This is a genomic window from Oculatella sp. LEGE 06141, assembly GCF_015207605.1.
GTDB lineage: Bacteria > Cyanobacteriota > Cyanobacteriia > Elainellales > Elainellaceae > Oculatella.
In genome coordinates, this window is record NZ_JADEWO010000030.1 from 74,098 (window position 1) to 86,284 (window position 12,187).

At 51.6% G+C, this 12,187-nt stretch carries 13 protein-coding genes; 2 read left to right on the top strand and 11 right to left on the bottom strand.

Features of this window, described 5'->3' with window-relative positions; genetic code table 11:
- Positions 1-75 precede the first annotated feature (75 nt).
- A complete protein-coding gene (crcB, locus tag IQ268_RS19295) occupies positions 76-531 on the top strand; it encodes a fluoride efflux transporter CrcB (protein WP_339383415.1) in 456 nt (151 codons plus the stop codon).
- Positions 532-578: 47 nt separating this feature from the next.
- Here the strand turns inward: crcB (IQ268_RS19295) and crcB (IQ268_RS19300) are convergent, their stop codons facing one another.
- Positions 579-1,022, bottom strand: coding sequence for a fluoride efflux transporter CrcB (gene crcB / locus IQ268_RS19300; protein ID WP_193882720.1), 444 nt, complete (start codon positions 1,020-1,022; stop codon positions 579-581).
- 2 nt (positions 1,023-1,024) lie between these two features.
- On the opposite strand from crcB (IQ268_RS19300), the gene IQ268_RS19305 reads away from it, so the two are divergent.
- A complete protein-coding gene (locus tag IQ268_RS19305; protein ID WP_193882722.1) occupies positions 1,025-1,378 on the top strand; it encodes a hypothetical protein in 354 nt (117 codons plus the stop codon).
- Between the two features lie 44 nt (positions 1,379-1,422).
- Here IQ268_RS19305 and IQ268_RS19310 read toward each other — a convergent pair whose 3' ends face one another.
- The 10 genes from IQ268_RS19310 to IQ268_RS19355 all read right to left on the bottom strand — a co-directional run bounded on the left by IQ268_RS19310 (position 1,423) and on the right by IQ268_RS19355 (position 12,003).
- Positions 1,423-2,541, bottom strand: coding sequence for a cell wall metabolism sensor histidine kinase WalK (locus tag IQ268_RS19310; protein ID WP_193882724.1), 1,119 nt, complete (start codon positions 2,539-2,541; stop codon positions 1,423-1,425).
- Positions 2,538-3,254 (bottom strand): response regulator transcription factor, encoded by a 717-nt coding sequence (locus IQ268_RS19315; protein WP_193882727.1) that lies wholly within the window; start codon positions 3,252-3,254, stop codon positions 2,538-2,540. The genes IQ268_RS19310 and IQ268_RS19315 overlap by 4 nt, the downstream gene beginning before the upstream one ends.
- Before the next feature lie 107 nt (positions 3,255-3,361).
- Positions 3,362-4,282, bottom strand: coding sequence for an ornithine carbamoyltransferase (gene argF, locus IQ268_RS19320; protein ID WP_193882767.1), 921 nt, complete (start codon positions 4,280-4,282; stop codon positions 3,362-3,364).
- A gap of 103 nt (positions 4,283-4,385) precedes the next feature.
- Positions 4,386-5,516, bottom strand: coding sequence for a glutamate 5-kinase (gene proB / locus IQ268_RS19325; RefSeq protein WP_193882730.1), 1,131 nt, complete (start codon positions 5,514-5,516; stop codon positions 4,386-4,388).
- 336 nt (positions 5,517-5,852) lie between these two features.
- Positions 5,853-6,371, bottom strand: coding sequence for a YqeG family HAD IIIA-type phosphatase (locus tag IQ268_RS19330; protein ID WP_193882733.1), 519 nt, complete (start codon positions 6,369-6,371; stop codon positions 5,853-5,855).
- Between the two features lie 415 nt (positions 6,372-6,786).
- Complete coding sequence (gene mltG / locus IQ268_RS19335; RefSeq protein ID WP_193882736.1) at positions 6,787-7,890, bottom strand: endolytic transglycosylase MltG; 1,104 nt, start codon at positions 7,888-7,890, stop codon at positions 6,787-6,789.
- 162 nt (positions 7,891-8,052) lie between these two features.
- The gene (locus tag IQ268_RS19340; RefSeq protein ID WP_228035521.1) at positions 8,053-8,652 is read right to left on the bottom strand and encodes a DUF3727 domain-containing protein; all 600 of its coding nucleotides are present in this window, start codon (positions 8,650-8,652) and stop codon (positions 8,053-8,055) included.
- Positions 8,653-8,957: 305 nt separating this feature from the next.
- Complete coding sequence (gene ruvX, locus IQ268_RS19345) at positions 8,958-9,413, bottom strand: Holliday junction resolvase RuvX (RefSeq protein ID WP_193882739.1); 456 nt, start codon at positions 9,411-9,413, stop codon at positions 8,958-8,960.
- A gap of 9 nt (positions 9,414-9,422) precedes the next feature.
- Positions 9,423-10,703: a GNAT family N-acetyltransferase gene (locus tag IQ268_RS19350; RefSeq protein ID WP_193882743.1), complete on the bottom strand. Its 1,281-nt coding sequence runs from the start codon at positions 10,701-10,703 to the stop codon at positions 9,423-9,425.
- A gap of 109 nt (positions 10,704-10,812) precedes the next feature.
- Positions 10,813-12,003 (bottom strand): F420-0:Gamma-glutamyl ligase, encoded by a 1,191-nt coding sequence (locus tag IQ268_RS19355; RefSeq protein ID WP_193882746.1) that lies wholly within the window; start codon positions 12,001-12,003, stop codon positions 10,813-10,815.
- Between the last annotated feature and the right edge of the window lie 184 nt (positions 12,004-12,187).

Here is a 12,187-nt window from a genome sequence, read left to right on the forward strand (position 1 = left end):
AGTAACCTTACAGCCATTTTCAGTTGCATTCACCACACCTCAAACTCTACACCCCACACTCATCTTGGCGAGACTGTGGCTGACTCGATTGAGAACTGCTGTATGTGGAAATATCCTGGTGTGAGGACGATCGCTGGCATCAGTCTGGGGGCTATAGCCGGGTCGCTTTGTCGTTACTATCTGGGCACTTGGTTTGCTCATCTTTGGGGACATGCCTTTCCCTACGGCACAATGGTTATCAATATCACCGGATGCTTTGTTATGGGTTTTGTCGTCACGGCGTCTCTAATGCGCGTGGTTACAGTGCATCCCGACCTACACCTGATGGTGACAACAGGCTTTTTAGGGTCATACACAACATTCTCAAGTTATGAACTAGAAGCGGCTCAACTGGCCAACCAGAGTTTAAAGCTCGACTGGATGTACTGGGGTGGCACTGCCTTTTTAGGTTTAATTAGCCTTCAGCTCGGCACTGCACTGGCTCAACGGTTGCGTGTTCAAGAGAGCCACGACGAATCCCAATCTAAATAATCGAAGCTGCTTACTGTTGCCTCATCAGAGGCCGCTCACCAATGAATTCATACGATTTGCTGTGCTAGAAAAAGTCCCAGTTCTACACCAAGAAACCCTAATATTGGGCTGCCAAACCCATAAAGCAAGGCGCGTTTGCGTTTCCCTGTTCGCAGCAAATTGGAGGTATCCAGAGCATAGGTTGAGAATGTAGTATAAGACCCTAGAAACCCGATGATTAAAACGGCTTGCCAGTCCACAGCAGCAACCCGATTGGCAACCAGGTGCGACAGAAAACCCATTAATCCGCAGCCAGTGAGATTAATACAGAGGGTGCCATAGGGGAAGGTAGTACCATGTTGTGCGGCTAAAAGGGTTAAATAGTAACGGCTTAATGCACCAAATATTGCGCCTAAGGCAATGAGAAGCGGTGTACAAACCGCAGCTTCCAGGGCAAAGACGGTTTGGGTTAAATCGAGTTCTGGAAGACTTATTAATGCATTCGCAACCATGCATGGCTCCTGAAACTAACGCAAGTCGTTGGGTCGATAAGAGGTTATTTGAAAAGCATCAGCTATGCGGCAAGATCACCAGGTATGACCATACTGCTGCAACAAGCCGAATTCATTCAATGCTTGAAGGCGTCTGGCTTTGGTTGCTCACGCTTGGTGGAATGGGGGAACAGATAGTTAACGATTTTGATGACAACAACAACCAGCAACACGATGATGAAAAGGCTCGTTGCGATCGGCAATACTACACGCATAATGGACGTTTCCCGATAGACGATGTATTTGCAGGAAGGCTATCTCGTTCTCATGGAGCGGTTGGAGCCAGAGTAAGCTTCCCCGGTATCCAAGTCTATTGAGTCTAGAAATTGAGTATGGCAGGGTCATGACGTGGTTGTGGCAATCAGGCAATGGGTAGCGAAAAGCGAAAGGTGCTGCCTTTGCCGAGCTGGCTCTCAACGTCAATATGCCCTCCCTGAAGTTCAACCAGCCGTTTGGTAATGGCGAGGCCAATCCCCGTCCCCCTGGCGTACCGATCGCGGCTGGATTGCGATTCGTCTGAGGAAATGCTGCGCGATCGCCAGAACCGCTCAAATACATGGGGTAGTTCATCCGCAGCAATGCCCGACCCGGTATCCTTAACGGCAATCCAGATGTGGTTCGAGTCTTCCCTGGCGCTCAGGGTAATAGAGCCGTGTGGCGTATGCCGAATTGCATTTCCGACCAGGTTAATGAGAATCTGCTCCAGGCGATCGCGATCCGCCAGGACGGGCGGCAAGGTTTTGGAACAGTCCATCTGAAGCACCGGGCCATCGTCCAACACCTGACCCGAAAATTGCTGAATTAGAAGGTCAAACAGCGACAACACATTGATGGGTTGCAAATTCAGCGTTAAATGTCCCGCTTCGACTTTGGAGAGTTCTTGCAAATGATTGACCAGCCGCTCCAGCCGTCTGGTTTCGCGCACCATTAAATCGTAGGTTTCAAGAGTTGGCTCCATCCGCTGATTGGCAAATTCCTCTAAATAGCCGCGAATGATAGTCAGGGGTGTTCGCAACTCATGGGTTACTTCTCCAACCAGTTCCCGCCGCCGCATTTCAACGTCTTCCAGGCTAACTGCCATCCGGTTAAAGCTGTTGCCCAAGCGTGCCAGTTCGGGAATGGTATTGGTCGGCACCTGCTCGTTAAAGCGCCCTGCCGCAAACTGACGAGCAATACGCTCCATCTGATTCAGGGGTTGGGTAATGCGCTGAGCGATCCAATAGCTCAACCCAGCGGCAGCCAGGGTGCCAACGCAGATAGCCAGGAGACTGCTACCATGCCATGCCGCTTGAAATCCATCAAACAGGGCAAGGCGAGTCGAGCGAATAATTAGCCCGGCATCTTCTAGTTCCTCTAAATGTCCAGAAAAGAGATGGCGCGAGGCCGCATTGCTGATGACCAGAAAGCTCATCAACCCGGTTATCATCACCAGCAAGTGAGAGATAAACAGGCGTGGTTGCAGCCCTATCCGCCCTCTCATGGCCTGTCCTCATCTTCAAACTTGTAGCCTAAACCTGTGACTGTTTTGACAAACACCGGATGGGTTGGATCGGCTTCAATCTTTTTGCGTAGCCGTGCGATATGAGTATCCACTACCCGCTCATCGCCAAAGAAGTCATCGCCCCACACTTTTTCAATCAATTGGCTGCGGCTCCAAACTCGCCCCTGTCCGCTCATGAAGGTAGCCAGAAGGGCAAACTCTAGTGTCGTTAAGTCCAACTCGTCTGTTGCGTGCGGTTGAGGGTGTTGTTGAGCGGTGTGGCGATCGACATCCACCGTGAAATGGCGAGTGCGATAAATCTGGGATGGTTCTGCTTGCCGGAGCGATCGCCGCAACAGTGCCCGTACTCTGGCTACTAACTCAACGGGGCTAAAGGGCTTCACCAGATAGTCGTCTGCTCCAGTAGACAGCCCAATGACGCGATCGATCTCTTCTCCCTTTGCCGTCAGCATCAGAATATACGGATCGGTTGCAGTGGCCTGTTTCCGAATGCGAGTACAAACCTCAAGCCCATCCATCCCTGGCAGCCCCAGGTCAAGGATGATTAGATCGGGCTGATGCTCTGGGAAAAAGCGTAAGGCTTGTACTCCATCGCGGTAGTGGATGCAGGTAAAGCCTTCTTTCTCTAGAAGCTGTTGCAGGAAACGGGCAATTTCTACTTCATCTTCAACAATGAGGATCGTCTTGCTCATTGACGGTTGCCCAATCAAATCAGAATGTTTTCATCCTACCGCTTCAGGATTTGTCGCGGTCTGAGCAACTCATCCCCAACCGATAGAATGGGCGATCGTCCACTCAGCTATTCAGCCCCTAGCAAACTCGCCAATAATGCCTTCTGAGCATGGAGCCGATTTTCGGCTTGATCCCAAACGCGGGATTGTGTGCCTTCAATCACCTCATCGGTAATTTCTTCATCCCGATGGGCGGGCAAGCAGTGCAGCACAATCGCCTCTGGGTCGGCCAACCGCAGCAGCGGCTCGTTGATTTGATAGGGCTGGAAGATGGGAATCCGGGATTCGGCTAACTCTTCTTGCCCCATGCTGGCCCACACATCGGTATACAGGACATGCGCGCCCTTTACCCCCCGTTCTGGATCGGCAGTGAGCAACACCTCAGTGCGATCGCCCGCAATTTTCTTGGCCTGCTCTACAATTTCGCCATCGGGCTGGTAATCGCTGGGTGTGGCAATTCTGATGTTCATACCCACCAGCGCACAGCCCAACAGCAACGAATTGGCCACATTATTGCCATCGCCCAAATAGGTCAACGTGATGCCGTCCAGCTTGCCAAATGCCTCCTGCACGGTGAGCAAATCTGCCAAAATTTGACAGGGATGCTCCAAATCTGTCAGAGCATTAATCACCGGAATCTTGGCGTAATTGGCAAAGGTTTCTAGTTCTTCCTGCCCGTAGGTGCGAATGGCCAAAATATCAAGGTAGCGATCGAGCACTCGCGCCGTATCAATCGTTGGTTCACCCCGGCTCACCTGGGTCAAGTTTGTGTTGAGGTCAATTACCTGCCCCCCCAACTGATACATCGCCACCGAAAAACTAACTCGCGTGCGGGTGGATGCTTTGCGAAACAGCAACCCTAAAACCTTAGGACAACGCAGGCTAACCTTGCCTGCTTTTAGCGCCGCCGCCAAATCAAGAAGCTGCCGCACTTCTTTGCCGCTCAGGTCTGCTAACCCCAGTAAATCTCGCCCTTTCAAAGACTCTATGCTCATCCCCGATGTCAGAAGTAAAAATTAAACCCTATCAAATTCTTCTGTTTCGCGCAGCTATTTAAGGCAACTTCTTGAGCGGCAAGATGTGCAGTCTGCTTCAGGGGGTGCCCGCTCCTGCGTTACTCAACACCAGGTTGTCTCGATGGACTACTGTTTCAGCCCCAGCATAGCCGAGGATTTTGGGAATGTCGTCCGAATGGTGGCCTCGAATCTTTTGCAGATCCAGGCTGCTGTAGTTAACCAGACCGCGAGCAATTTCCTGACCCGTGCCATCACACAACTGCACCGCATCCTGGCTTTGAAACTCTCCTTCTACTTCTGTAATTCCAGCCGCCAGCAGAGACTTGCCAGCCCGACAAATGGCATTCACTGCGCCGTGGTCTAAATACAACTTTCCAGCCGGAACTAAGCTATGGGCAATCCAGCGTTGACGGGCATTGAACGGCTGAAGATCGGGTTCAAACTGGGTGCCTAATTGCTCTCCTGCTAAGATTTTCAGAATGTTTTGTGGCGATCGCCCTTCGGTAATCACAGTGCGAATACCAGCCGTGGTGGCAATTCGAGCCGCCGCAATTTTAGTCACCATGCCGCCCGTGCCCCAGTTCGAGCCGCGATCGCCCGCTTCGACATTTAGCTCAGCAAGCTGCTCCATTTTGTCTACCAGCAAAATTGGCTTAGCATCTGGGTTGTAGCGCGGATCGGCAGAATAAAGGCGATCGACATCCGTTAGCAAAAATAGCCAATTGGCACCAACCAGACTGGCAACCAGTGCAGATAGCGTGTCGTTGTCGCCAAACTTGAGTTCATCCACCGCCAGCGTATCGTTCTCATTCACAATGGGCACGACACCCAGGCGCAACAGTTGGCGAAAGGTGCGATAGGCATTGACGTAGCGGCTGCGCTGCACCAGGTCGCTGCGGGTGAGCAACACCTGCGCGATCGGTTGCTGCAAGGAGGTAAACAGGTCATCATACACCCGCATCAGCCGTCCCTGCCCCACCGCTGCTACCGCCTGCTTCATCGAAATCGTGCGGGGACGTTCTGTAATACCCAGGCGAGAGCAACCAATGCCCACGGCACCCGATGACACCAGAATGACATCATGCCCCTGCTGCCGCAATTGGCTCAACACTTCAACCAACGCGGCGATCGTCGATAGGGCTAGATACCCTGTTTCGGCGCTCGTTAAACTTGACGTACCAATCTTGACAACGACGGTTTGAGGCATTGATGCAAAGACAACACAAAGAGCAAGGGCGGAGCAATCCGGAAGAAAATTTTAACCTGAGCCGCAGCCGTTTGCGCTGAAGACTCTGCTGTTGCTCCAGGTTCGTCTAAACGTTGTCCAAAATAAGTTGTCTAAAATTACAGAGCGCCAGCTTTCTATGGGCGAAAGCTGACGCTCTATAAAGTATTCACAGGAATTTATGGGCTAGGGTCTTTATATCGGCTGACCCCATTTGAACTATTTATAAGAATGCCAGACATTTTGAAGCCAGCGAATTCTCATAATGTTTTCTTTATTTTTACTCCTTTAGGTTCTGTTGGAATTAGCAACACTCTGTTACACGGAGGTTGACGTTGCGCCTAGAACTTGCGACAGCCAGACTTCAAACGTGCGGATGGGATGACGGCGTGCCACTTTAGCCGGGTCAACCATCGGTTCGACCAGGATGGTAAACATTCCCAGCCGATTGCCCGCCAGCACGTCGGTAAATAGGCGATCGCCCACCATTGCCACCTGCTCTACCGGAATATTCATCGCCTCAACCGCCTGTCTTAACTTGCGACGGGACGGTTTTTGGGCACCCAGAATGTAAGGAAGGTTAAGAGACTTTGCGATACTGCTAATCCGATTCTGGCTAATGTTGTTGCTCACCAGCCACAAATCAACCGTGCCCTGAATCTCTTCTACCCATTGCCGTAGCTCGTCTGATGCTTGCGAAACCCGCATCGGCACCAGCGTTTCGTCTACATCTAGCACCAACCCTTTGAGGTTATGTTGCCGCAAAATATCAGGTGTCAATGTCAGAATTGAGTCACCCAGCGTCAAATCCGGTTCTAAGAACTTACTCCAACCCATAGCTAAACATAGATGAATTAACAAAATCAAAAAGGAGTGAGCAGGCAGAAACGCAAACTCACTACACTTAATCTCATAATCTCATTAAAAAAATCGTGACGAACACTGAACTGTTGCGTAGCCGTAGCCGTTATGTCAACTAGTGAATCAGTTCAGAGAACTACTATCAGAGAACTACTAAAGGGTTCACAAAGTGCCCAATGTCTTCTGTTAACGCTTCTTTTCGGCAGCTAGACAATCTGGCTCAGAGCTTCGTTGGTAAACCACCCGCCTGGTCGATCAACGTCGTGATCGATCACAGTAATTTATCGACTCTAGACGATATTATCGACAAAGTGCAAGCGTTATGGCTAGAAAATACGTCACGAAACAATACGTTTTTACCGAGGACCTCTTGTTTTATACTGCCCGATCGTTAGTTGGCGGTAGCGGGAGAATTGCCAGCCCGGTTGTCTACGCCATCACGAATCACGATTTGTGCTGCCTCATGTTCTGCTAACGTGCGGCTAAAGACATGGGTGCCATCATAACGAGCCACAAAATAGAGAAACTCTGTTTCTGCTGGGTCAAGGGACGCTTCCAGGCTAGAAAGCCCCGGACTGGCGATCGGCGTTGGCGGTAGCCCTGCATTGAGATAAGTATTGTAGGGGGACGGCGTGTTGACCTGCGCTAACGTTAACGGATTTTCGGGAGTTTGCTGCACGTTGAGCGCATATTCAACCGTTGGGTCGGCTCCTAACGGAATGCCTTCCTGCAATCGTCGGGCGAAGACGCTGGCAATTTGCGGGCGTTCTGCACTGATAACCGCTTCCTTTTCGACGATGCTGGCTAGCGTTACCCATTGCAACAGCGTATAGGAGGTCTGGCTTCTGCCCTGCTGATAGATGGGCAAAGCGACTTGCTCGAACCGATCGAGCATTTGATTCACCACGCTTTGCGGTGTCACTTCACCGGCCACTCGATAGGTATCCGGATAGAGAAACCCTTCTAAATGAGGCAGCGTGTCGGGTAGCCAGGGATAGCGGCTGCGGGGAACTTGCCGAGCCACCGCTAAAAACTCTTCCGCTGAGAAGAATCCCTGGGCTTCGAAGTAGTCTGCCATTTGCTGCAATGACCATCCTTCTGGGACGGTAAAGCTGCTTTCAACAATTTGCCCCTGCCAGATCTGGTCTGCAATCTCTGTCATGGGTGTGTCGGGTGAGAGTTCGTATGTTCCCGCCAGATACCCACCCTGGCGATCGCCTAACATGCGCCAGCGAGTCCACAAATCCCACGCAGCGGTCGAACGAATTAAACCAACGGCCTTCAAATCTTCACCAATCTGCTGTGCCGATGTTCCCTCCGGAATTTGAACTTGCAGGGTCCGGTCATCTGCCGCGACAGCCGCTTCTGTTTCAGCCGCCGCAGGAGCCGTTGCCCAGCTCCACCAGAGCCAGCCTTGCCAAACGCCTAGCCCAATGATGCCAGGCAGCAACAGCAAGAAAAATAGCCACTTAGAGATGCGAGAAACAGCATTCATAAGGCTCAAAGGTTAAAAGGACAGCAGCCGTTGGGATCTAGGGCCAGGAAGTGAGCAGCGATCGCCCCAGATGGAGGATCATGCTGCCAGATAGGGGTGGAGCGCATCGCCATTGACCCGCTCACGCGTGGCTCTTCTTCGTTCTCCCAGGCCCCATCCCAACTACTCCAACTCATCAAACAGTTGATCTTCAAGCTGTGGCTGCACCGCTTGAAATTCTTCCGGCGTTAGTAGCTTAGGCTCTCCGTCATGGTTCAGGCGAGCAAAGAAAAGAAGCGGGTCTAACGGCGTACAAATGACGTACTCCTGCTCCTCATAGAAGAAATTTGCCAACTGCTGAAACTCTTCCACACTCATATCAGCCTCATCTTCTCCCACTTCCAGGGTGATGAGATCGTCCTCCTCGGTATCGGGCAGGTCACCCGTTGCGGTGAGTGTAATGGCGGTACGGTTTAGAATCAAATCCTGCTCGGCTAAAATAGCTCGTGCGGTTGTAAAAATTTCATCCACTTCATCATCATCAATATCTTCGAGTGTGCCTTCTTCCTCATCTTCTTCATCTGGCTCCCAGGCAAAGATAACAACCGGCACTTCAACCGGTTGGAGCAACACATACTCCTGGTTGTCAACGTCCAGGGATTTTTCTACGTAGCAAAGGAGCGATCGTCCATCTTCGTCGGTTAGCTCAACGGTTGGCGCTTGCTGCTCCAAATCGTCATCGTCCATCCCTGGATTCTCCTTTCCTTTTTTTGGCTTCGTCATTGGCTTTTACTCAAATTTGGCGTGATAGTTAGTTATCTTGTCCCTATTAAACGTCGCTTGAATTCACTGGCTTCTTACGAATAGCGGTTCCGCTACAGAGAAATTTACACCATGATTCGCGTTTAATTCATGCCATAACTTTTGGACTTTATCAGACTTTGGTATCTTGATTGCTTCAATCGTAAGAACCGCAACGAATTCTAAAGCCAATCTCCCCAAAATTTAGTTCCAGTGAGGAAAAAGGGCTTAGAACCACCGCAGGAGTTGCCAATCCAACGCCTAACAATGCAACTGGGAAGGGCTGATTACGGCATCGACTCCGTTGCCTGCTGTTGAGTTGCCCGTTCAGCACGGCGGTCATCTAGCCACTGCTGCAAGATAATGGCTGCCGCTTTGCGATCGATCAACCCCCTATGTCGCGAGGGTGAACGGTTTTCTGCCAGCAGGAACTGCTCTGCTTGATAGGAGGTGAGGCGCTCGTCAACGTAATCCACCGGAAGCTGAAGCGCCGTCGCCAGTCGGGTGGCAAATCGTTGCACCTGTTTGGCCTGGGTGCCAATGGTGCCGTTCATGGAATAGGGTAAGCCAACCACCAGGATTTGCACCTGACGCTGTTCTACCAGCGCCCGCAGTTGTGCCACATCTTCCTGAAACGATCGCCGTTCAACAGTGGTAAGTCCGGTTGCAATTAGCCCGGTTCCGTCGCATCCAGCTACCCCAATCCGTTTGCTGCCGACATCTAATCCCAATGCGGAGATCATAGACAGCACTCAAGAACTCGGTTCTTCTGAGGAATAAGGAGGACGCTCCGTTCCATCGCTTTGGCCAGACTTGGTGCTATTGCGAGGTGCTGGACTCAACGGTTCGCTGCTCGGCACGGCGGGCGATCGCTCAATCGGTTTGGGTGAGATTTTATTGATCTGGTTAATCAACGAAAACCGTCCGGGAACGGGTTTGCGGGCGGGCTGTAAGCCCTGGAGCATTTCTGAAAGTTGAAGCCCCTCCAGCGACATGGGCTTAGTTTCCTTGAGCTTGTGCCAGACCGAGCGAGACATCATCAGGGTATGCTCAACCCGCTGGGCACCGACCTGCTGTAAGTATTCTTCTCGTTCGGGCTGGTAGTCGGACGAGGCAAGCTGGAGCGACTGGGGCGGCAAGCCCTGGGTAATTCGAGCCATCTGCGCCAGCATCTCAGGATAAAGCCATGTATACGCTGGATGAACGGTTAGCTGGGCGGTATGGGGTTGGCTGCCGTCGCGGCAAAGCTGAATTTGAAAATAGCCGATCGCAGCCTTGCGTTGGGGTTCAAAGACATAACCACAGGCTACTTCAGTGCGTTTGAACCAGTGCTTGAGCGAATCGACGGTAGACCGAAATAAATTGGTCTTAAAATCAATAACGTGGCGATCGAACACCTGACGCACCAGAGGCGGCATTGAGGCCGTATCTAGCTGATACAGCAAGCCCGCATCTGCATTGCTGATGGGCAGCAAATTGGGCAAATCAGGCTCCCGCTCGGCTAATGCCTGCAACGCTTCGGGGGCAAGCGACCAGTAGGTCATTTCGGCAAGCGACTGAAAGCCGTTCTGCCGATATAACGCCATTGCAGCCTTATCGTTGACGTTGACCTCAATCAACCAGGTTCGCGCTTCCCAAATGGCCTGAAAACAATGCCGCAGGAGCTGTGACCCAATGTCAATCGGCAGCAGCAGGTTCTCTTCCCTGGTTGAGGTTCGGTCTACCACGACGCGATCGACCCGCCAGGTGCTACGGGTGCGGTTAAACGGCGAAACCTCAATCATGCCGCGAATCCGGTTTCCCTGTTCTGCAATGTAGGCGCAAAACAAATGTTGAAACGGATTAGGAAAAAAGCTTAGAACTTTGAGTAAGCCATACCAGCGTCGGAGTTGCTGCAACTCCCAACCCATATCTGCCGCACCGTAACTCTCGACTTGCAAGTCTTCAGCGCATAGCTCGGCAGTGCCTTCCAGATCGCGGTGCTGAAAGGGACGGATCGTTAAATTAGTGGTTTGAGGAGGGGCTGAAGTCATCGTCCAAGAGCAGTTACGTTTAGTTCAAAGGCGACCGAATCAAAGCATGGGCAGTCGAAGTTGAGCAAGTGACTCCTAGTTCAACCCTTTTATCTTAGCGAACGTAGAGTTACTTGGTTTGAACAGCCGGTTCAGTGGGGCGAATCAGCACCACTGGGGTTTGTTCATCCGCATTGCCAGCGGGGTTGCTCATTAAGGCTTGCTCTAGAAACCCAGACGGGATGCCGGAACTTGCTGCCACTATCTTAACTGCTTTTAAATCGTTCACATCGACGATGGCAGCCGTCAATCCGGTTTCTCGTTGAATCTCATCGACGACCTGTTGTGGTTCATCTGGCCCTAACACAATGAACTGGTCGTAGGGCGGCAATGTCCCGGTAACATCATCAATCAACCGCGCCTGTTCTCCGGCAAGTTGGTAGAAAACTCCAGGTTTTCTCAAGATTTTTTTGGCGATCGCTCCCACAATAAAAGCGGCCAATACTCGCCCCGCCCCCACAATATCAATGAGGGTCTGCAAGCCGCAGGCGGTAGCCAGGCTGGATGTTGGCAAGAAATAATAGCAGAGCCGTTTTGCTAGCCATCCTGGTCGTACATCTGTGGGATGCCGCCATCGTCCCTGCATAATAGCGACTGGAGTTTCCCCAATGGTGACAATGTCTCCAGGTTGAGAATGGGGCATCACGTAGCGCTTGACGACTTCAACCGGAGTGTCTAACTGGGTTAATAAGTGGGTTCGCACGGGTAACACATCTGCTTTGGCTGTTGGTCGCCAGCGGGGTGATTCGTCAACCGCCGGAAACGACAGTGGCACGATGACATGCTGCATTTTAGGAATGCGCCCCTGTGGCCCATAGGTCACAAACTGGATTCGCACCCAGGCGGCCTGAAGCTCGGTGAGGTTCTCGCCATGCAGATCGAGGGAGACTTGGAATTGCGTGGGTTTGCGTTTAACGATATACCCAAACCAGTAGCCGTCTGGACGGGCAGGTGCGTCTGGATGTTGTGGGGTAACCCAAATTTTGGAGGTTACACCGTTTAAGCTGGCTTTTGATAGCAGCGTTGCCTCTGCTTCGACATGCGGCACCATAATTTCTAGTGCCTGGGTTTGGTTGCGAAGTTCTAGTTCACCGACTAGCAAGTAGTGTTGCGGTTCGTAGATCTCAAAGTTCCAGCGGCCAGGGGTCATTTCTAACCGATTGCCCGGACGACGGCGGTATTGCATTTCGATGGCAATGATGCCGAACCCGATGATGAGGGCGAGTATTCCTAAGCCAGTACCGATAGTCCCTACAAGCACACGCGTTTGTTATAACTAGGTTTCCTTTAGCAAGTCTATAGCTGAATGGTACTAACGCAAGTGTCCTGGGATGGCTGAAGACTTGATACACCATAGGGTGGGCACGATCGCCAATTTTAATGTGGTGCTACTGAGTTGATAGCTTGGTGTGCTTGGCGATGGCTAATTCTGAAAATGGAAAATG